The 19,730-nt window shown below is 66.0% G+C and carries 17 protein-coding genes; 2 read left to right on the top strand and 15 right to left on the bottom strand.

Going from position 1 to position 19,730, the window contains the following annotated elements; genetic code table 11:
- Positions 1-122 precede the first annotated feature (122 nt).
- Positions 123-767 (top strand): type II secretion system protein N, encoded by a 645-nt coding sequence (locus tag ACFPU0_RS05960; protein WP_377691884.1) that lies wholly within the window; start codon positions 123-125, stop codon positions 765-767.
- Between the two features lie 4 nt (positions 768-771).
- Positions 772-2,739: a type II secretion system secretin GspD gene (gspD, locus tag ACFPU0_RS05955; RefSeq protein WP_377691883.1), complete on the top strand. Its 1,968-nt coding sequence runs from the start codon at positions 772-774 to the stop codon at positions 2,737-2,739.
- A gap of 132 nt (positions 2,740-2,871) precedes the next feature.
- Here gspD and ACFPU0_RS05950 read toward each other — a convergent pair whose 3' ends face one another.
- The 15 genes from ACFPU0_RS05950 to leuD all read right to left on the bottom strand — a co-directional run bounded on the left by ACFPU0_RS05950 (position 2,872) and on the right by leuD (position 19,725).
- Complete coding sequence (locus ACFPU0_RS05950; RefSeq protein WP_377692004.1) at positions 2,872-3,636, bottom strand: SDR family oxidoreductase; 765 nt, start codon at positions 3,634-3,636, stop codon at positions 2,872-2,874.
- 11 nt (positions 3,637-3,647) lie between these two features.
- Entirely contained in the window at positions 3,648-4,859 is a 1,212-nt protein-coding gene (locus tag ACFPU0_RS05945; protein WP_377691882.1) for an O-succinylhomoserine sulfhydrylase, read from the bottom strand.
- A gap of 70 nt (positions 4,860-4,929) precedes the next feature.
- Positions 4,930-6,435 carry an amidophosphoribosyltransferase gene (gene purF / locus ACFPU0_RS05940; RefSeq protein WP_377691881.1) on the bottom strand — a complete coding sequence of 502 codons (1,506 nt, stop codon included), beginning with the start codon at positions 6,433-6,435 and terminating at the stop codon, positions 4,930-4,932.
- A gap of 89 nt (positions 6,436-6,524) precedes the next feature.
- The gene (locus ACFPU0_RS05935; protein ID WP_077525450.1) at positions 6,525-7,037 is read right to left on the bottom strand and encodes a CvpA family protein; all 513 of its coding nucleotides are present in this window, start codon (positions 7,035-7,037) and stop codon (positions 6,525-6,527) included.
- Positions 7,038-7,132: 95 nt separating this feature from the next.
- Positions 7,133-7,828 (bottom strand): SPOR domain-containing protein, encoded by a 696-nt coding sequence (locus ACFPU0_RS05930; RefSeq protein WP_377691880.1) that lies wholly within the window; start codon positions 7,826-7,828, stop codon positions 7,133-7,135.
- A 5-nt stretch (positions 7,829-7,833) separates the two neighbouring features.
- Positions 7,834-9,120, bottom strand: a complete 1,287-nt coding sequence (gene folC, locus ACFPU0_RS05925) for a bifunctional tetrahydrofolate synthase/dihydrofolate synthase (protein ID WP_377691879.1) — start codon at positions 9,118-9,120, stop codon at positions 7,834-7,836.
- Positions 9,117-9,989 carry an acetyl-CoA carboxylase, carboxyltransferase subunit beta gene (gene accD, locus ACFPU0_RS05920; RefSeq protein WP_377691878.1) on the bottom strand — a complete coding sequence of 291 codons (873 nt, stop codon included), beginning with the start codon at positions 9,987-9,989 and terminating at the stop codon, positions 9,117-9,119. The genes folC and accD overlap by 4 nt, the downstream gene beginning before the upstream one ends.
- A 302-nt stretch (positions 9,990-10,291) precedes the next feature.
- Complete coding sequence (locus ACFPU0_RS05915) at positions 10,292-10,909, bottom strand: phosphoribosylanthranilate isomerase (protein WP_377691877.1); 618 nt, start codon at positions 10,907-10,909, stop codon at positions 10,292-10,294.
- A gap of 56 nt (positions 10,910-10,965) precedes the next feature.
- A complete protein-coding gene (gene truA / locus ACFPU0_RS05910; protein WP_377691876.1) occupies positions 10,966-11,826 on the bottom strand; it encodes a tRNA pseudouridine(38-40) synthase TruA in 861 nt (286 codons plus the stop codon).
- A 3-nt stretch (positions 11,827-11,829) separates the two neighbouring features.
- Positions 11,830-14,733, bottom strand: coding sequence for a FimV/HubP family polar landmark protein (locus tag ACFPU0_RS05905; protein WP_377691874.1), 2,904 nt, complete (start codon positions 14,731-14,733; stop codon positions 11,830-11,832).
- 133 nt (positions 14,734-14,866) lie between these two features.
- Complete coding sequence (locus ACFPU0_RS05900) at positions 14,867-15,892, bottom strand: aspartate-semialdehyde dehydrogenase (RefSeq protein WP_377691873.1); 1,026 nt, start codon at positions 15,890-15,892, stop codon at positions 14,867-14,869.
- A 110-nt stretch (positions 15,893-16,002) separates the two neighbouring features.
- Complete coding sequence (gene asd / locus ACFPU0_RS05895; RefSeq protein ID WP_377691871.1) at positions 16,003-17,115, bottom strand: aspartate-semialdehyde dehydrogenase; 1,113 nt, start codon at positions 17,113-17,115, stop codon at positions 16,003-16,005.
- 57 nt (positions 17,116-17,172) lie between these two features.
- Positions 17,173-18,255 carry a 3-isopropylmalate dehydrogenase gene (gene leuB / locus ACFPU0_RS05890; RefSeq protein ID WP_377691870.1) on the bottom strand — a complete coding sequence of 361 codons (1,083 nt, stop codon included), beginning with the start codon at positions 18,253-18,255 and terminating at the stop codon, positions 17,173-17,175.
- A 42-nt stretch (positions 18,256-18,297) separates the two neighbouring features.
- Complete coding sequence (locus ACFPU0_RS05885) at positions 18,298-19,062, bottom strand: class I SAM-dependent methyltransferase (RefSeq protein ID WP_377691869.1); 765 nt, start codon at positions 19,060-19,062, stop codon at positions 18,298-18,300.
- Between the two features lie 18 nt (positions 19,063-19,080).
- A complete protein-coding gene (leuD, locus tag ACFPU0_RS05880; RefSeq protein ID WP_377691868.1) occupies positions 19,081-19,725 on the bottom strand; it encodes a 3-isopropylmalate dehydratase small subunit in 645 nt (214 codons plus the stop codon).
- Between the last annotated feature and the right edge of the window lie 5 nt (positions 19,726-19,730).

The following is a 19,730-nucleotide window of genomic DNA, read 5'->3' as shown; positions in this document are numbered from 1 at the left end:
CGACTGCGTCCCAACATCATCCGAGCGGCCGAGCATGGCACTCTTCCGCGCTGCTATGATCAAAGCAGTTCTGCCAAGACATAAGACCAGAAAAACGACACTGCATTAGGAGTTGGACCCACTTGCGAGCTCCGGATTCCGCGCACTGGCTGCAACGCCACGCGCCGGCCCTTGTCGGTGCGCTGCTGGTATTGGCCATGGCCACCAGCTTCGCCTGGCAGACCCGGGCGTGGCTGCAGCTGGTCGACGCCGAGGCCAAGGCCCCCGAGCAAGGGGGAGCGCCGCTCGCCACCGCCCAGCCCCTGCAGAACCTCGAGCCCCTGTTCGGCCCCGCTCCGGCCACCCAGGCCAGCGGGCCGCTACCCAGTACCAATCTGCGCCTGACCCTGCTCGGGAGTTTCGTGCATGCCGGGCCGGACAAGTCCATCGCCATCATCCAGTACGAAGGCGGAAAACCACGCCGCTTCACCGTCGGTGACGAGATCACCGGTGGCGTGAAGGTGCACGCGGTGTACCGCAACCGTGTCGAGATCGAGCGCAATGGCCGCCTCGAAAGCCTCAGCTTCCCGGCACCGCGCTCACGCTTCACCCCCGTGGGCAGCGCCGCCGAAGAACCGGCTGCGGGAGTGATCGACGACCTCAGTGGCCTGCAGGAAGACAACGCCGCCGAACTGCGCGAGCGCATGGAGAAGCTGCGCCAACAAATGGAAGACCCGGACAGCGTGCCTGCCGAGGCTTCCCCCGAACAGCCCCAGGAAAGCGAATGACACGATGACCCCGACTTTCTCGCGCCTCACGCTCGCCCTGCTCGCCGCCGGGCTCCTGGCCGCGCCCCTGCCGCTGCTGGCCGCCCAGCCGGCCGCCGCGCCGGGCGATGCGCAGCAACAGCAGCAGGATGGCTGGACCATCAATCTCAAGGATGCCGACATCCGCGAATTCATCGACCAGATCGCCGACATCACCGGTGAGACCTTCATCGTCGATCCCCGGGTGAAGGGCCAGGTCAGCGTGGTGTCCAAGGCGCCGCTGGGCCTCAACGAGGTCTACCAGCTGTTCCTCTCGGTGATGGCGACCCATGGCTACACAGTGGTAGCCCAGGGCGACCAGGCGCGCATCATCCCCAATGCCGAGGCCAAGGCCGAGGCCGGCAGCAGCCGGGCCGGCGCCGAAAGCCTGGAAACCCGCGTGATCCAGGTGCAGCACACGCCGGTGACGGAACTCATCCCGCTGATTCGACCGCTGGTCCCACAGTACGGCCACCTCGCCGCCGTGACCTCCGCCAATGCCCTGATCATCAGCGACCGCGCCGCCAACATCGCGCGTATCGAAGACCTGATGCGCCAGCTCGACCAGAAGGGCGACCGCGACTACACCGTGCTGAACCTGCGGTACGCCTGGGTGATGGACGCCGCCGAAGTGCTCAATGCCTCCCTGAACCGCGGCCAGTCCAAGGGCACCTCCGGCACCCAGGTGATCGCCGACGCCCGTACCAACCGCCTGATCATCCTCGGCCCGCCGTCCGCCCGCGCGAAACTGGCGGCCCTGGCGCAATCCCTCGACACCCCCACTTCGCGCTCGGCCAATACCCGGGTGATCCGCTTGCGCCACAACGACGCCAAGAGCCTGGCCGAAACCCTCGGCGAAATCTCCGAGGGCCTGAAGGCCGAGGAAGGCGGCGGCGGCGAACCGGGCGCGCCCGGCGGAGGCGGCGGCAAACCGCAGAACATCCTGATCCGCGCCGACGAGAGCCTGAACGCACTGGTGATGTTGGCCGAACCGGACGTGGTCACCGCCATGGAAGACATCGTCCGCCAGCTCGATGTGCCCCGCGCCCAGGTGATGGTGGAGGCGGCCATCGTGGAAATCTCCGGCGACATCACCGATGCGCTCGGCGTGCAATGGGCGGTGGACGCCCGCGGCAATACCGGCGGCCTGGGCGGGGTCAACTTCGGCAATACCGGACTCTCGGTGGGCACGGTGCTCAATGCCATCCGCGACGAGGAAATCCCCGACGTCCTGCCCGACGGCGCCATCATCGGCATCGGCACCGACAACTTCGCCGCCCTCATCACCGCGCTGTCGGCCAACAGCAAGAGCAACCTGCTGTCCACACCCAGCCTGCTTACCCTGGACAACCAGAAAGCGGAAATCCTCGTGGGCCAGAACGTGCCCTTCCAGACCGGCACTTTCACCACCGATGCCTCGGGGGCCAACAACCCCTTCACCACCATCGAGCGCCAGGACATCGGCGTGACCCTGAAGGTGACCCCGCACATCAACGAAGGCGCCACCCTGCGCCTGGAGATCGAACAGGAAATCTCCTCCATCGCCCCCACGGCCACCCTGACCGCCCAGGCGGTGGACCTGATCACCAACAAGCGCTCGATCAAGAGCACCATCCTCGCCGAGGACGGCCAGGTGATAGTGCTCGGCGGCCTGATCCAGGACGACATCACCCAGACCGACTCCAAGGTGCCGCTGCTGGGCGACATCCCGATCCTCGGACGGCTGTTCCGCTCCACCAAGGACACCCACGTGAAGCGCAACCTGATGGTGTTCCTGCGGCCGACCGTGGTACGCGACCGCGCCGGCCTCGCCGCGCTGTCCGGGAAGAAGTACAACGACATCCGCATCGTCGGCGAGCACAACAAGGAAGGCCGGCCGGCCATCCTGCCGCGCAAGCCGGTGGAACTGTTCGACGGCCAGCAGACGCCGGAGATCGATCTGCGCAAGCCTTGAGGCGGCATTGGTGGATAAGGCCAAGCCTTATCCACCCTACGCATGCCCTTCGCCGTAGAGCGGATTTCCACCAGGCAGAAGAAAGAGCGGCGCCCCTCGCGATGACGCCGCCCTGCCCTCCCCGAGCGGAATTCAGTCGAGATAGATCATCTTGCGGGTCATGCCGCCGTCGACCACGAATTCCTGTCCGGTAATGAAACCGGCGTTATCCGAGAGCAGCCAGGCCACCTGGGCCGCCACGTCCTCCACCAGGCCGACACGGCCAAGCGGGTGCTGGTCATGGTCCAGTTCGGAAAGCGGCGCTTCTTTGCGCGCGGACAGGTCGCGGGCGTCGATCCAGCCGGGCGTGACAGCGTTCACCCGGATTTCCGGCGCCAGGCTCATGGCCAGGGCGTGGGTCAGCGCCAGCAGGCCGCCCTTGCTGGCCGCATAGGCCTCGCTGTCAGGCTCGGACTGGTGGGCACGGGTGGAGGCGACAGTGACTATGGCGCCACGGTGGGCCCGCAGGTAAGGCGCGCAGTGCTTGGCCAGCAGCATGGTGCCGGTGAGGTTCACCGCCAGGACGCGGTTCCAGCGAGCCAGTTCCAGGCTTTCCAGCGGCGGGTTGTGCGGATCGGCGATGGCAGCGTTGCTGACCAGGGCGTCAAGGCGGCCGAATTGCCCGAGCACTTCGGCCACACCCACGGCGACCTGGCTTTCATGGGCCACGTCCATGCCGATGAACCAGGCGTTCTCGCCCAGCGCCTTGGCCACCCGGGAACCCCGGGCGCGGTCGATGTCGGCGAGCACCACCTGCCAGCCTTCGGCGATCAGCCAGGCGGCGACGCCAAGGCCGATGCCGCGGGACGCGCCGGTGACCAGCGCGACCTTGCCGTTGTTCGCGCCGGCCGCCTGCAGGGTCCAGTCGATCACAGCGCCGCGAGCCCGCGCTCCAGGTCGGCCTTGAGATCGGCGATGTCTTCCAGGCCGATGGCCAGGCGGATCAGGCTGTCGCTGATGCCGGCATTGGCGCGCTCCTGGGGCGACAGGCGGCCGTGGGAGGTGGTGGCCGGGTGGGCGATGGTGGTCTTGGTATCACCCAGGTTGGTGGTGATGGAGATCATCCGGGTGGCGTCGATGAAACGCCAGGCTGCTTCCTTGCCACCCTTGACCTCGAAGCTGACCACCGCACCGAAGCCTTTCTGCTGACGCTTGGCCAGCTCGTGCTGCGGGTGGCTTTCCAGGCCGGCGTAGTAGACGCGCTCGACGCCGGGCTGCTGCTCCAGCCAGCGGGCGATTTCCAGGGCGCTGGCGCAATGGGCCTGCATGCGCACGCGCAGGGTTTCCAGGCCCTTGATCATCACCCAGGCGTTGAAGGGGCTGAGGGTCGGGCCGGCGGTACGCAGGAACCCCACCACTTCCTTCATGTGCTCGGCACGGCCGGCCACCACGCCGCCCATGGTGCGACCCTGGCCGTCGATGTACTTGGTAGCCGAGTGCATGACGATATCCGCCCCCAGCTTCAGCGGCTGCTGCAGGGCCGGGGTGCAGAAGCAGTTGTCCACCACCAGCAGGGCGCCCTTGGCATGGGCGATCTCGGCCAGGGCGGCGATGTCCACCAGCTCGGCCAGCGGGTTGGACGGCGACTCGACGAACAGCAGCCTGGTGTTCGGCCTGATCGCCGCTTCCCAGCCGGCCAGGTCGGACAGCGCCGGGTAGTCGACCTCGATGCCGAAGCGCTTGAGGTACTTCTCGAACAGGCTGATGGTGGAGCCGAACACGCTGCGCGAGACCAGCACATGGTCGCCGCCGCTGCACAGGCTCATGGCGATGGCGAGGATCGCCGACATGCCGGAGGCAGTGGCCACGGCCTGCTCGGCGCCTTCCAGGGCGGCGATGCGCTCCTCGAAGGTGCGTACGGTCGGGTTGGTGTAGCGCGAATAGACGTTGCCCGGCACTTCGCCGGCGAAGCGCGCGGCGGCGTCGGCGGCGGTGCGGAACACGTAGCTGGAAGTCAGGAACATCGCCTCGCCGTGCTCGCCTTCCGGCGAACGGCGCTGGCCGGCGCGTACTGCCAGGGTTTCGAAGGCGGCGCCTTCCAGGTCACTGTCCAGCCTTCCGGCTTCCCATTCCTGTGTCATATCCCTACCTCCTCAGAAACGAAGCCCGGAGCGAATCCGGGCTTGCAGCTTGCGGCTTGGAGCTTGTCGCTCAATTGTTGTACAGATCGATGATGGCGCTGACCGCGTGGGCCTTGGCCTTGCTGGCGTCGTTGCGTGCCTGCTCGATCTTGTTCAGGTAATGCTCGTCCACATCGCCGGTGATGTACTGGCCGTCGAACACCGCACAATCGAAGTGATCGATCTTCACCTTGCCGCCGCCAACCGCTTCGATCAGGTCCGGCAGATCCTGGTAGACCAGCCAGTCGGCGCCGATCAGTTCGGCCACTTCCTCGGTGGAGCGGTTGTGGGCGATCAGCTCGTGGGCGCTGGGCATGTCGATGCCGTACACGTTCGGGTAGCGCACCGCCGGGGCGGCCGAGCAGAAGTAGACGTTCTTGGCGCCGGCTTCGCGGGCCATCTGGATGATCTGCTTGCAGGTGGTGCCGCGCACGATGGAGTCGTCCACCAGCATCACGTTCTTGCCGCGGAACTCCAGCTCGATGGCGTTGAGCTTCTGGCGCACGGATTTCTTGCGCGCAGCCTGGCCAGGCATGATGAAGGTCCGGCCGATGTAGCGGTTCTTCACGAAGCCTTCGCGGAACTTCACGCCCAGGTGGTTGGCCAGCTCCAGGGCCGCGGTGCGGCTGGTATCCGGGATCGGGATGACCACGTCGATGTCATGGTCGGGACGCTCGCGCTGGATCTTCTCGGCCAGCTTCTCGCCCATGCGCAGGCGCGCCTTGTAGACCGAGACGCCGTCCATGATCGAATCCGGGCGCGCCAGGTAGACGTGCTCGAAGATGCAGGGGGCGTATTGCGGGTTGGCGGCGCACTGGCGGGTGAACAGCTTGCCTTCTTCGGTGATGTACACCGCTTCGCCCGGGGCCAGGTCGCGAATCAGGGTGAAGCCGAGGACGTCGAGGGCGACGCTCTCGGAGGCGATCATGTACTCCACGCCTTCATCGGTGTGGCGCTGGCCGAAGACGATCGGGCGGATGGCATGGGGGTCGCGGAAACCGACGATGCCGTAGCCGGTGATCATCGCCACCACGGCGTAGCCGCCCTTGCAGCGCTCGTGAACGCCGGAAACGGCGGCGAACACGTCTTCTTCGGTGGGCTGCAGCTTGCCGCGGTGGGCCAGTTCGTGGGCGAACACGTTGAGCAGCACTTCCGAGTCGGAGTTGGTGTTCACGTGACGCAGGTCGGACTCGTAGATCTCCTTGGCCAGCTGCTCGACGTTGGTCAGGTTGCCGTTGTGCGCCAGGGTGATGCCGTAGGGCGAGTTGACGTAGAACGGCTGGGCCTCGGCGGAGCTGGAGGAGCCGGCGGTGGGATAGCGCACGTGGCCGATGCCCATGCTGCCCACCAGGCGCTGCATGTGGCGCTGCTGGAAGACGTCGCGGACCAGGCCGTTGTCCTTGCGCAGGAAGAGCCGGCCGTCATGGCTGGTCACAATACCGGCAGCGTCCTGGCCGCGATGCTGAAGGACGGTAAGCGCGTCATACAGCGCCTGATTGACATTCGACTTACCGACGATACCGACGATGCCACACATGTGACGCAACCCCTGCTAGTAGTTCAGGCTAATCAAGTACCCGTCCAGGCCGTTTGGGCATGGTTGGGCATTCTTCCGGGTGCGGCGCATCAGCTGGGTGAGCTGATGCCGCTCGCGAGCCACTGACTGGTGAAGCCCAGTATGAGGTTCTTCGACCAGTCGGCGACCATGAGAAAATGCGGCAACAGCGTCGATTGCTGCCACCAGGGATCCTGTTGCACCGGGGCCAGGCTGAGCAGGCCGACCAGCAGCACCACCAGCAGCGCGCCACGGGCGGCGCCGAAGGCCATGCCCAGCACGCGGTCGGTGCCGTCCATACCGGTGACCCTGACCAGTTCGCCGATCAGGAAATTGATCAGGGCGCCCACCAGCAGGGTCGCGATGAAGAGAATGGCGCAGGCGGCGATGATGCGCGCCGAAGGCATTTCGATGAATTCCGTGAGGTGCAGCGACAGTGCGCCACCGAAGGTCCAGGCGACTACGCCTGCGACTATCCAGGTGAGCAGCGAGAGAGCCTCCTTGACGAAGCCCCGACTCAAACTGACCAGACTGGAAACGGCGATGATGGCGATGATCGTCCAATCGACCCAGGTGAATGCCACGATGCAGCCCACGAACGGAAAAGGCGCTGCATTTTAGCAGAGCCCTTCAACTCCGGTAACCCGCGAAGCTGAAAGGGCTCAATTATCCTGGACTATCAACCCTTTTCCGGCTGGAAACGGACGACGAAGCCATTCAGCTTCTGCTGACGACTGAGCTGGTCGCGCAGGCGATTGGCTTCGGCACGCTCGATCACCGGACCGACGAAGACCCGGTTCATGCCTTCGACACTGCGGATATAGGCGTTGTAGCCCTGGGTCCGCAGGTTCTTCTGCAGGTTCTCGGCACTGGCACGGCTGGACAGGCTGGCAAGCTGGATCGACCAGCTCACCGGCAGGCCATTGACATCCAGGCGCTTCTCCTCGGCCTTGACTTCGGCTACCGGGGCAGCCGGAGCGGGTGCGGGTGCCTTGGCCTGCGCCTGGGGCTGGGCCGGCGCGGGGGCCGGAACGACCGGTGCGGCGGGCTGAACGGATTGGGCAGGTTGTACCGGCTGCGCGGGAGCTGCCGGAGCGGCTTCCTGGGCAGGCGGCACACTGGATGCCAACGCCTCGCCGGCGGGCTCCAGCGGCGGCACCGGCTCCTGGGGCAGCGCCTGGGGTTCCGGTACCTGGACCTGTTCCAGCTCGGCCGGCGGGATCTCCGGCGCCTTCGGCATCGGCGGTGCCTCGACCACCACCTGGCGCAGTTCATCCTCGCGACTGAACAGCATGGGCAGGAAGATCACCGCCAGCGCCACCAGCACGAGCGCGCCGACGATACGTTGCCTGAACCCCTTGTCCATTACTGCCATTTCCCCTACTCCTCAGTGGCCTGGCCTTCCAGCCAGCTTAGTGCCTCGGCCACGCTATAGAACGATCCGAACACCAGGATCTCGTCGTCCGCTGTCGCCCGCTCACACTGCGCTTCGAGTGCGGCGGCGATATTTTGGTGGACACTGACGCTTGCGCGAAGGTTCGTCAATGCCGCCTGCAGCTCGGCGGCGGGACGACTGCGCGGCGTCGGCAAGGGTGCGACGGCCCAATGGTCGAACCGGCCCTGCAAGGCATGCAGGACACCCTGGAGATCCTTGTCGGCGAGCAGGCCGAATACGGCCAGCCGGCGTCCCGCCAGAGGTTGGCCAGCCAGCCTGGCCGCGAGGAATTCGGCCGCATGGGGGTTGTGGCCGACATCCAGCAGCAGGGAAACCCTCTTGCCGCGCCAGTCGAGGCGGCGGCGATCCAGCCGGCCGGTGACCCGCGTGCCCAGCAGGGCCGCTTGCAGGGCATCGGGTTGCCAGGGCATGCCGAGCAGCGCATAGGCCTGCAGCGCCAGGGCGGCATTCTCCATGGGCAGGTCGAGCAGCGGCAGGTCGTGCAGTTCCAGCACCTGTCCGGAGGCACCGACGCCCCGCCAGTGCCAGCCATCCTCTCCCACCGCCAGGTCGAAGTCGCGCCCACGCAGGAACAGCGGTGCGGACAGTGCGCCCGCCTGCTCCAGCAGCGGTTGCGGCGGGTCGAGATCGCCGCAGAGGGCGGGCTTGCCGGCGCGGAAGATCCCGGCCTTTTCGAAGGCTACGCTCTCGCGGGTGTCACCCAGCCAATCGGCGTGATCGAGGCCGATGCTGGTGACCAGCGCCAGATCCGCATCCACCAGGTTGACGGCGTCCAGGCGCCCGCCGAGACCGACTTCCAGCACCACGGCGTCGAGGCCGGCCCGCTGGAACAACCAGAAGGCCGCCAGGGTACCCATTTCGAAATAGGTCAGGGAAATCTCGCCCCGCGCCGCCTCTACCGCGGAGAAGGCGTCACAGAGCGACTGGTCGGTGGCTTCCAGGCCATTCAGCTGCACGCGCTCGTTGTAGCGCAGCAGGTGCGGCGAGCTGTAGACGCCGACCTTCAGCCCCTGGGCGCGCAGCAGCGCGGCCAGGAAGGCGCAGGTGGAACCCTTGCCGTTGGTGCCGGTGACGGTGATCACCTTCGGCGCCGGTCGGCCCAGGCCGAGCCGGCTGGCGACTTCGCGGCTGCGCTCCAGCCCCATGTCGATCGCCGTGGGGTGGAGCTGTTCAAGGTAGGAAAGCCAGTCGGCAAGGGTTCTCTGGGTCATGCGATAGCCGGGGAAGGAAGGCGCATCATCTGCGCCAGCAGCCGACCAAGGCGCTCACGCAGTTCCGCGCGGGGAATGATCATGTCGATGGCGCCGTGCTCCAGCAGGAATTCGCTGCGCTGGAAGCCTTCGGGCAGCTTCTCGCGCACGGTCTGCTCGATCACGCGCGGACCGGCGAAGCCCACCAGGGCGCGCGGCTCGCCGACGATCACGTCGCCGAGCATGGCCAGGCTGGCGGAAACACCACCGTAGACCGGGTCGGTCAGCACGGAAATGAAGGGGATGCCTTCTTCGCGCAGGCGCGCCAGGGCAGCCGAGGTCTTGGCCATCTGCATCAGGGAGATCAGGGCTTCCTGCATGCGCGCGCCGCCGGAGGCGGAGAAGCAGACCAGCGGGCAGCGCTGTTCCAGGGCAACGTTGGCGGCACGGACGAAGCGCTCACCGACGATGGCGCCCATGGAGCCGCCCATGAAGGAGAACTCGAAGGCACAGGCCACGATCGGCATCTTGTGCAGGGTGCCGCGCATGGCGATCAGGGCATCCTTCTCGCCGGTTTCCTTCTGCGCACCGGCAAGGCGGTCCTTGTACTTCTTGCTGTCGCGGAACTTCAGGCGATCCACCGGCTCGAGGTCGGCGCCGATTTCCTCGCGTCCTTCAGCATCCAGGAAGATGTCGAGGCGGGTGCGCGCACCAATGCGCATGTGGTGGTTGCATTTCGGGCAGACGTCCAGCGTCTTTTCCAGTTCCGGCTTGTAAAGCACCGCGTCACAGGACGGGCACTTGTGCCAGAGGCCTTCCGGTACCGAGCTCTTCTTCACCTCGGAACGCATGATCGAAGGGATCAGCTTGTCTACCAGCCAGTTGCTCATGCTCTAGTTCTCCACAGCTTTCAGGCCCGAACACGCGCTAGCGGTTCATTGCCCCGCGCATGTCCTTGAGCGAATTCATCATTGCGACCCCGGCAGTCATGGAATTCCCGGGAGTCACCCCGGCGATGGCTTCACCATCGCCCTTGTAAGAAACAGGCCCGTTCGTCGCAGCCTTGCCACGCGACCCGACAGGCTTCGCCTGCCCGGGCAACTCGCTTATGGACGGCAGCGAAACGCCGTCCGTCACATATGCAGGAGACGCGCCAGGGCGCCGCGCGGTGAAAGTTACCGCGAAATACATTTCAGGAACGTGCCCGCTGGATGAAGGCCTGGATCTTCGCCGGATCCTTGATGCCCTTGCCGGCTTCGACGCCGCCGCTCACATCCACCGCGTAGGGACGCACCCGGCGCACCGCATCAGCCACATTCTCCGGGGTGAGGCCGCCGGCCAGCACCAGCGGCTTTGCCGCATCCTGGGGCACCAGGTCCCAATCGAAGGCCTCACCCGTGCCGCCCGGGGTGCCCGGGACGTAGGTGTCCAGCAGAATGCCGGCGGCTTCGGGATAGGCGGCGATGGCGGCGGCGATATCGTCCCCCGGCTTGACCCGCAGCGCCTTGATGTAGGGACGACCGTGGCCGCTGCAGTCTTCGGGGGTTTCGTCGCCGTGGAACTGCAGCAGATCAAGCGGCACCTCGGCCAGGACCTGTTGCAGCTCCTCCCTGGGCATGTCGACGAAGAGCCCGACACTGGTCACGAAGGGGGGCAGCGCCGCGACTATGGCCTTGGCCTGGGCCGGGGTCACCGCCCGCGGGCTCCCGGGGTAGAACACCAGGCCTATGGCATCAGCGCCGGCGGCGACCGCCGCCAGGGCGTCTTCGATTCGGGTGATGCCACAGATTTTGATGCGAACAGCTGACAAGATGCGGACACCTGCAGGGGAAAGACCAAGGATGTTAGCAAAGGCCCGGAGCAGCGTCAGCCCACTGCTTCCGGCAAGCCGGAAAGAAAGTGCGGGCCCAGGTAACGCTGCGGGATCTCGAATTCTTCCGGGTATTCCACCCGCACCAGATAGAGCCCGTAAGGATGCGCGGTGACCCCGCCCTCCCGCCGGATACGCCCGTCCAGGACCTGCCTGGCCCACTCCACCGGCTGCTCGCCGGCACCGATGGTCATCAATACCCCGGCGATGTTGCGCACCATGTGGTGGAGGAAGGCGTTGGCGCGGATATCCAGGACGATCAGGCGCCCATGCTCGATCAGTTCCAGGTGATGCACCGTCTTGATCGGCGATTTCGCCTGGCACTGGGTCGCGCGGTATGCACTGAAGTCATGGGTGCCCACCAGGCAGCGAGCCGCTTCGCGCATCCGCTGCAGATCCAGGGGACGATGGTTCCAGGTCACTTCCTCGGCCATATGCGCCGGACGGATCGCGTCGTTGTAGATCACGTAGCGGTAACGCCGGGCCATGGCACTGAAACGGGCGTCGAAGCTCGCCGGCATCTCCTTGGCCCAGGTCACGCTGATATCCGGTGGCAGGTTGGCGTTGGCGCCCATTATCCAGGCGTGCTCGGTCCTCGCGACCGGGGTATCGAAGTGCACCACCTGCCCACTGGCATGAACCATGGCGTCGGTACGGCCGGCGCAGGTGATGGCTACGGGCACGCCGCCCGCCACCCGGGTAAGTGCCTTCTCGAGGGCCCCCTGGATCGAGGGCACACCCGCGGCCTGGCGCTGGAAGCCACGATAGCGGGAACCCTTGTATTCGACGCCGAGGGCGATTCTGTAAATGCCAGCGGCAGCCTCAGGGGCTGCCGCTGCGGGTACTGCTTCTGTCATCTATCAGCTGAGTCGTGCGATCAGTTCGCGCGCTTCCTGTTGCTGGGTGTCGTTCCCCTCGGACATCACTTCGTCGAGGATGTCGCGAGCACCTTCGGTGTCACCCATGTCGATATAGGCGCGAGCCAGGTCCAGTTTGGTCGCGGTTTCGTCGGTACCGGAGAGGAAATCGAAATCGTCTTCCTCACCCAGGTCCTGTTCCACCCTCTCGGCTGCCAGCACGGCAACCGGCTCCGCCTGCTGCTGGAGGCTGCCGGAAAGCTGGTCCAGCTCGGCACTGACCTCATCCAGCTGGGCCGCGAAGCTGTCATTGTCGGCCAGCGGCTCGGCGACCGGCTCGTCGGGCAGGGACAGATCGAAGTCCGCCGGCAGGTCCAGCAGGCCGGCGCCGGTTGCCTCGGCTGCCGGTGCGACAGGCTCCTCCACGGCCAGCGGCATATCGAGGTCGCTGTCCAGGCTGAGCAGGAACTCGTCCTCATCGGCGCTTGCCGGTTGGGCGACAGGCTCCAGATCAAGGCTGAAATCCGCGAGGTCGTCGCTGAGCCCCAAAGGCTCGCCGCCGCTCGACAGCTCGTCAGCGGAACCGATGTCCAGGTCGAAATCCAGGTCGTCGGCGGCCTTGGCCGGTTCGGCCAGGTCGTCGAATTCCAGATCGTCCAGGCTCAGTTCATTCACCGGAGCCGCGGCAGGCTGGATCGCCGCGGGCTTCTCGTCGACCAGATCCAGACCCAGGTCGGAATCGAGGTCGTCGAGACTCAGGTCGAAGGCGTCGTCCTGGTCCGCGCCAGCGGCTGCGGGAGCGGCCTGCGGAGCATCGTCCAGAGTCAGATCGTCGAGACTGAAGCTGTCGAGGTCATCGGCCGCTGCCAGGCCCACGGCGGTGGCCGCGACGGCCGCTGCTGCCATGGCCGGGTACTTGCCTTTCAGTTGCTCGACCTCGCCGGCGTCGCCGCCGATTTCGCGAAGCTCGTGTTCCTGGCGGGCGAAGCCTTCCCGGTCGCCCAGCTCGGCATGGACTTCCATGAGTTTCAGGCGCAGGTCGCTGCGGTGGGGCTCTTCATTGATGGCGCCTTGCAGCAGTTCGGCAGCCTGGTTGAAGCGGCCGTAGGCGATATAGATGTCGGCCTCGCTGATCACATCGCTGGTCTGCGCGGTGACTTGCTCGTCTGCCTTGGCCGGGGCGGCCTCCGGGGTATCGGCCACGGCGACATCCAGAACGGAACTGTCGAAGGCGGAGAAGCTGTCGTCCTTGAGATCGAGGTCGCTGTCGAGGCTGTTCTCGTCATCCTGCGCCGCCAGGCTGTTCTGCAGCTCGCTCTCCTTCAGCGCGTTGCGGCGGGATATCACCATCAGCAGAACCAGCAGAGCCACCAGCGCGCTGCCGCCGGCGAGCAGGAGCAGCATCGGATTGGCCAGCACATCGTCGATGATGCTGGACTGCGGCGGCTCGGCCACTGGCGCGGCCGGAGCGGTCTGAACCGGTTCGGTGGGCGCGGCGGGCTGCGCGGCAGCCGGCGCCTCGGGCTGGGCAGGCACTTCAGGTTGCGCCGGGGCTGCGACTTCCGCCGGGGCAGTCGATTGAACGGGTGCCGCGGGCTGGGCAGGTGCCTGGGCTTCCGCGGCGGGGGCCTGGGCCGCTTCCGCGGCGGCAGGGGCGCTCGGGGCGGCAGGAGCCGGTTGTGCGGGAGCCTCGGCGACCTGGGTGGATTCCTCAGGCGCAGTTGCAGCCGGTGCCTGTTGGCCCTGCGCGGTCATATTGGACTGGAGGCGGGCGAGCTGATCGTCCTTGAGCTGGATCAGGCGTTGCAGCTTGTCCATCTGGCTTTGCAGGTCATCCAGGCGACTCTTCAGCTCGTCATTCTCACGACGGGTCGAATCCAGGCTTTCCTGGGTCACCGCCAGCTTGTCGCTGAGCGCCTTGCTTTCGCCATTGACGCCCTTGTCGCTACCACTGGAGGCTTTGCCGTTGCTGGCGGACACCAGGCGCAGGCTGTCCTGTGTTTCAACTTTCTCGGGAGCGGCGTCGGCAGTGCTGCGCTTGGTGGCATCGAGCTGACGCTTGCCCTCCCCGGCCAGGCTGCGACCTTCGCGCCAGGCCGTGTTCTGCGCCTGGACCTGGGCAATGGCTTCGGCCTGGCTACGGCTGGCGATCTGGCTTTCATCGGGAAGGCGGAGAACCTGGCCGCTCTTCAGGCGATTGATATTGCCGTCGACGAAGGCATCGGGGTTCAGGTCCTGGATCGCCAGCATGGCCTGGTGCACCGAGCCGCTGGCACGGGTGCGCTCGGCGATTTCCCAGAGGGTGTCGCGGGAGCTGGTACGGTACTGGTCATCCCGCGCCTTGGGTGCCGCAGCGGGAGCGGGTGCACTCGGGCGCGGCGCAGCGGCGGGAGCGGCCGGAGCGCTGCGAACCGGGGCGGCGGACTGGGCGACGGAAGGACGCGGCGCCTGGGCGGGCGCGGCGACGGGAACCTGGGGCACAGCGGCTGCCGCGGCCTGGGGCGAGTAGAGCGGCGGGTCGAGAAGCAGCGTGTATTCGCGCAGCAGGCGGCCACTGGGCCAGAGCACCTCGACCAGGAAGTTCAGATAGGGTTCGCGGATCGGTTTGCTCGAAGTCACCCGGATGACGCTGCGGCCGTTGGCCTTGACCACGGGGGTGAACTTGAGGTCCTGCAGGAAGTACTGGCGGTCGACTCCGGCCTTGGAGAACTCTTCCGGCGGCGCCAGGCTCGGCTTGACTTCGGCCGAAGCCAGGTCGCGCACCTCGAGCAGCTCGATCTCCGCATCCAGGGGCTGGTTCAAGGAAGAGCGCAGCGTGACTTCGCCGAGCCCGAGGGCGTTGGCCATGCCCGAAGTCAGCGCGGATGCAGCCGCGATTGCCAGCACAAGTTTGCGAACCCGAACCATAGAGTGATTCCCTTGTTTTATCTTTTTCTCGCAGCGCGAGAGGAGGGTCTTTAGTCGCTGCCTGCGCACGCCTGAACGGCGGCTCCCCATCAACCAAGCCAGTATTGTCAAGCTAGAATAGCTCTACAAATTTTCAGGTAAGTATCTTTGACAGATAGTGTTTTATCAACAACTCGGCCGACTGCACAGCATTGAGCGCAGCGCCTTTTCTTGCATTATCTGAAGCAATCCACAAATTGAGTTCGCAAGGGTCATCCACCCCACCTCGGACTCGCCCCACATATACCGAATCCTGCCCCACGGCGTCGCCGACAGCGGTCGGATAGTCGCCCTCCTCCACCAATTCGACACCCGGCGCCTGCGCCAGATGTGCGCGAACGGCAGCGAGGTCCACTTCGTCATCGGCCACGAGGGACACCGCCAGGCTGTCGCCGAAGAACACCGGCGCCAGGGCACAGGTGGCGGCGACGCGCAACGCGGGCGCACCGAGCAGTTGCTTGATCTCCCCCGCCAGGCGGCGCTCCAGGGCGATGTGCCCGTCGGCATCCGGCGTGCCGGCCTGGGCCAGGATATTGAAGGCTATCTGGCGATCGAAGAAGCGCGGCTCCAGCGGCCGTGCATTGAGCAGCTCGGCGGTCTGGCGGGCCAGTTCGGTCACACCTTCGCGACCTCGGCTGGAGACCGCGAGGCTGGCCATCACGCTGAGACGCCGGGGCTCGAGCAGATCCTTGAGAGGTGCCAGCACACAGGCCAGCGCCACGGCGGAAGCACTGGGACTGGTCAGCCGATAGGGCGCGGCCAGGCCTTGCAGCAGCTGGGGGTTGGCCTCGGGCACCAGGCTCGGCGCCTCGCTCGCGTCGAGGGCGCCGGACAGGTCGATCAGCGAACAGCCCGCGGCGGTTGCGCGCGAGGCGAAGCTGCGAGTCACCGACTCGCCAGCGGCGAAGAAGGCCAGTTTCACCTGGGAAAAATCGAAGTCGGCCACGTCCCGCACCCGCAGGTTGCGCCCCTTGAAGGGCACCGAGGCGCCGGCGGATTCGCCACTGGCGAGCAGATGCAGGGTACCGACCGGGAACTCCCGCTCTTCGAGGAGCTGGACGAGGGTCTCGCCAACGGTGCCGGTGGCGCCGATAACGGCGATGTCGAGGGGCTGGCTCATGGGGAATTACTTCTGGCAGTGCGGGGAGCGGCACTTTAACCGCCACTCCCGCGCCCAGGCAATCGAAGCTCAGGAAGCGCCGACGAGCCTTGTCGACGCCCCGCGAACCATCAGCGCTCCAGCAGGATGCGCAGCATGCGGCGCAGCGGTTCGGCGGCGCCCCAGAGGAGCTGGTCGCCGACAGTGAAGGCGCCGAGGTACTGCGAACCCATGTTGAGCTTGCGCAGACGGCCGACCGGAACGCTCAGGGTGCCGGTCACGGCGGTCGGAGTCAGCTCGCGCATGCTGATCTCGCGCTGGTTCGGCACCAGTTTCACCCAGGGGTTGTGCTGGCTGATCATGCCTTCGATGTCGGCGATCGGCACATCCTTGTTCAGCTTGATGGTCAGCGCCTGGCTGTGGCAGCGCATGGCGCCGATGCGCACGCAGATGCCATCCACCGGGATCGGGCTCTTGAAGCGACCCAGGATCTTGTTGGTCTCGGCCTGGCCCTTCCACTCTTCGCGGCTCTGGCCGTTGGGCAGTTCCTTGTCGATCCAGGGGATCAGGCTGCCAGCCAGCGGCACACCGAAGTTCTCGGTGGGGAAGTCTTCGCCGCGCATGGCTTCGGCCACCTTGCGGTCGATGTCGAGGATGGCGCTGGCCGGGTTGGCCAGGTCGTCCGCCACCGCACCGTTGATGGCACCCATCTGCTTGATCAGCTCACGCATGTTCTGCGCGCCGGCGCCGGAGGCCGCCTGGTAGGTCATGGCGCTCATCCACTCCACCAGGCCGGCTTCGAACAGGCCGCCCAGGGCCATCAGCATCAGGCTGACGGTGCAGTTGCCGCCGATGTAGTTCTTGGTGCCCGCATCCAGTTGCTGGTCGATGACCTTGCGGTTCACCGGATCGAGGACGATCACCGCGTCATCCTGCATGCGCAGGCTGGAGGCGGCATCGATCCAGTAACCCTGCCAACCGGCTTCACGCAGCTTGGGGAACACCTCGTTGGTGTAGTCGCCGCCCTGGCAGGTCAGGATCACATCGAGGCTCTTCAGCTCGTCGATGCTGTAGGCATCCTTCAACGGGGCGATGTCCTTGCCGACCGCGGGCCCCTGGCCACCGACATTGGAAGTGGTGAAGAACACCGGCTCGATCAGGTCGAAGTCCCGCTCTTCCAGCATTCGCTGCATGAGCACGGAACCCACCATGCCGCGCCAACCGATCAGACCTACACGCTTCATGACAACTACACCTTTCTTGAAAAAGTGGGCCGCTGGAGCACCAGCGGGCCCGACAGATTACAGATTCCGCAGGGCCGCGACCACTGCATCGCCCATTTCGCGAGTACCGACCTTGGTCGCACCGGCGGAGTGGATATCGCCGGTCCGCAGCCCCTGGTCCAGCACCAGGCTGACGGCCTTCTCGATGGCGTCGGCGGCAGCGGTCTGGTTGAAGCTGTAGCGCAGCATCATCGATACAGAGAGTATGGTCGCCAACGGGTTGGCGATGCCCTGTCCGGCGATGTCCGGCGCCGAGCCGTGGCAGGGTTCGTACATACCCTTGTTGTTCGAATCCAGCGAGGCCGAAGGCAGCATGCCGATGGAACCGGTGAGCATGGAAGCCTCATCCGACAGGATGTCGCCGAACATGTTGTCGGTGACCATCACGTCGAACTGCTTGGGCGCGCGGACCAGTTGCATGGCGGCGTTGTCGACGTACATGTGGCTGAGCTCGACGTCCGGATAATCCTTGGCCACCTCTTCCACCACTTCGCGCCACAGCTGGCTGGAGGCGAGGACGTTGGCCTTGTCCACCGAGCACAGCTTCTTGTTGCGCACGCGAGCCATGTCGAAGCCGACGCGGGCGATGCGGCGGATTTCGCTCTCGCTGTACGGCAGGGTGTCATAGGCCTGGCGCTCGCCGTTCTCCAGCACGCGCTGCTCGCGGGGCTGGCCGAAGTAGATGCCGCCGGTCAGCTCGCGGACGATGAGGATATCCAGGCCGGCCACCACTTCCGGCTTGAGGCTGGAAGCCTCGGCTAGTTGCGGATAGAGGATGGCCGGGCGCAGGTTGGCGAACAGGCCCAGCTGCGAACGGATCTTCAGCAGGCCGCGCTCGGGGCGGATGTCGCGCTCGATCTTGTCCCACTTCGGGCCACCCACGGCGCCCAGCAGCACGGCATCGGCCTTGCGCGCGCGCTCCAGCGTTTCATCGGCCAGGGGCACGCCATGCTTGTCGATGGCGGCGCCGCCGATGACGTCCTCGACCAGTTCGAGGCCGAGCTGGAACTTGTCGTTGGCCAGCTCCAGCACCTTGACCGCCTCGGCCATGATCTCCGGACCGATACCGTCACCGGGGAGAACCAGAATCTGCTTGCTCATGCTTTCCTCATCCATTAATAGGCGCCGCGGCGCCGTCAATTCTCAGCGTTCGGCCCAGAGCACCAGAACATCGGTGCTGAAGGAACCGTCCGCGGCAATCTCGAAATAATCCCGTACTTCCTCGCCCACCGCGCTCTGCAGGGCGAGGATGGCATCGCGGAAGACTTCCGGGGTGCGCATGCGCGCAATCCAGGAGGCGAACTCCAGGCGCAGGCGCTGACGCGTGTGGCGGGTGACGAACAGGCCCGCCTCGCTGACCTGCTGCAGCCATTCGGTCGCGGAATAATCGCGCACATGGCTGGTGTCGCGCAGCACTTCCACCGTTTGCAGATGGGTGTCGAGCAGCGGGCTGCCGGGCGAGGCCACGTCGATGAAAGCCGCCACGCCGCCCGGTTTCAGTACCCGGCGCACTTCGCGCAGGGCGAGGCCGAGGTCGCTCCAGTGGTGCGCCGAATAGCGGCTGAAGACGAAATCGAAGCTGGCGTCGGCAAAGGGCAAGCGTTCGGCCGCCCCGCGCTCGGTACGCACGTTGGCCAGGCCGCGCTCGGCGGCGGCCGTGGCCACCACCTCGAGCATCTGTTCGGACAGGTCATAGGCCACCACTTCGCCGACCAGCGGTGCGACGTGGAAGCTGACATGCCCGGCGCCGCAACCGAGGTCGAGCACGCGCGCGTCGCCACGGCCTTCGACCGCCGCCTGCAGCAGCGAGAATTCCACGCCCTGGGCGTGCACGGCGCTGCTCAGGTAGGCATTGGCCTGCTCGCCGAACTGGCGCTGTACCACCTGCTCGTGGGCTTTGTCGCTCATGTCGGTTCCGCCCCTGCTTCAGGCGTCGCGGAACAGCCAGGGGCTGTTCTGGCGGTACTTGGTTTCGAAGGCCTTGATCGCCTCGGCGTCCTGCAGGGTCAGGCCGATGTCGTCCAGGCCATTGAGCAGGCAGTGCTTGCGGAAGGCGTCCACTTCGAAGCCGTACTGTTTGCCGTCCGGACGGGTCACGGTCTGCGCCGCGAGGTCGACGGTCAGTTGGTAGCCCTCGGTGGCTTCGCACTGCTTGAACAGCTCGTCGACTTCCTCGTCCTTCAGGATGATCGGCAGCAGGCCGTTCTTGAAGCTGTTGTTGAAGAAGATGTCGGCGTAGCTCGGCGCGATGATGGCGCGAAAACCGTACTCGTCCAGGGCCCAGGGTGCGTGCTCGCGGCTGGAGCCGCAGCCGAAGTTCTCGCGGGCGAGCAGCACGCTGGCGCCCTGGTAGCGCGGGAAGTTCAGCACGAAATCCTGGTTCAGCGGACGCTTGGAGTTGTCCTGGTTCGGCTGGCCGACATCCAGGTAGCGCCACTCGTCGAACAGGTTGGGGCCGAAGCCGGTGCGCTTGATGGATTTCAGGAATTGCTTGGGAATGATCTGGTCGGTGTCGACGTTGGCGCGATCCAGCGGAGCGACGAGACCGGTGTGTTGGGTAAAGGCTTTCATCTCGA

Origin of the sequence: Pseudomonas sp. GCM10022186 (genome assembly GCF_042656385.1) — a bacterium.
Classification (GTDB): domain Bacteria; phylum Pseudomonadota; class Gammaproteobacteria; order Pseudomonadales; family Pseudomonadaceae; genus Metapseudomonas.
This window is presented reverse-complemented; position numbering and strand designations above follow the sequence as displayed.

Bases quoted from the DNA above. Each gene is read 5' to 3' on its own strand.
- leuD (WP_377691868.1), bottom strand. From the start codon at position 19,725: ATGAAAGCCTTTACCCAACACACCGGTCTCGTCGCTCCGCTGGATCGC.
- ACFPU0_RS05930 (WP_377691880.1), bottom strand. From the start codon at position 7,828: ATGGCAGTAATGGACAAGGGGTTCAGGCAACGTATCGTCGGCGCGCTC.
- purF (WP_377691881.1), bottom strand. From the start codon at position 6,435: ATGTGTGGCATCGTCGGTATCGTCGGTAAGTCGAATGTCAATCAGGCG.
- leuB (WP_377691870.1), bottom strand. From the start codon at position 18,255: ATGAGCAAGCAGATTCTGGTTCTCCCCGGTGACGGTATCGGTCCGGAG.
- ACFPU0_RS05905 (WP_377691874.1), bottom strand. From the start codon at position 14,733: ATGGTTCGGGTTCGCAAACTTGTGCTGGCAATCGCGGCTGCATCCGCG.
- asd (WP_377691871.1), bottom strand. From the start codon at position 17,115: ATGAAGCGTGTAGGTCTGATCGGTTGGCGCGGCATGGTGGGTTCCGTG.
- accD (WP_377691878.1), bottom strand. From the start codon at position 9,989: ATGAGCAACTGGCTGGTAGACAAGCTGATCCCTTCGATCATGCGTTCC.
- folC (WP_377691879.1), bottom strand. From the start codon at position 9,120: ATGACCCAGAGAACCCTTGCCGACTGGCTTTCCTACCTTGAACAGCTC.
- ACFPU0_RS05885 (WP_377691869.1), bottom strand. From the start codon at position 19,062: ATGAGCGACAAAGCCCACGAGCAGGTGGTACAGCGCCAGTTCGGCGAG.
- gspD (WP_377691883.1), top strand. From the start codon at position 772: ATGACCCCGACTTTCTCGCGCCTCACGCTCGCCCTGCTCGCCGCCGGG.
- ACFPU0_RS05945 (WP_377691882.1), bottom strand. From the start codon at position 4,859: ATGACACAGGAATGGGAAGCCGGAAGGCTGGACAGTGACCTGGAAGGC.
- truA (WP_377691876.1), bottom strand. From the start codon at position 11,826: ATGACAGAAGCAGTACCCGCAGCGGCAGCCCCTGAGGCTGCCGCTGGC.
- ACFPU0_RS05900 (WP_377691873.1), bottom strand. From the start codon at position 15,892: ATGAGCCAGCCCCTCGACATCGCCGTTATCGGCGCCACCGGCACCGTT.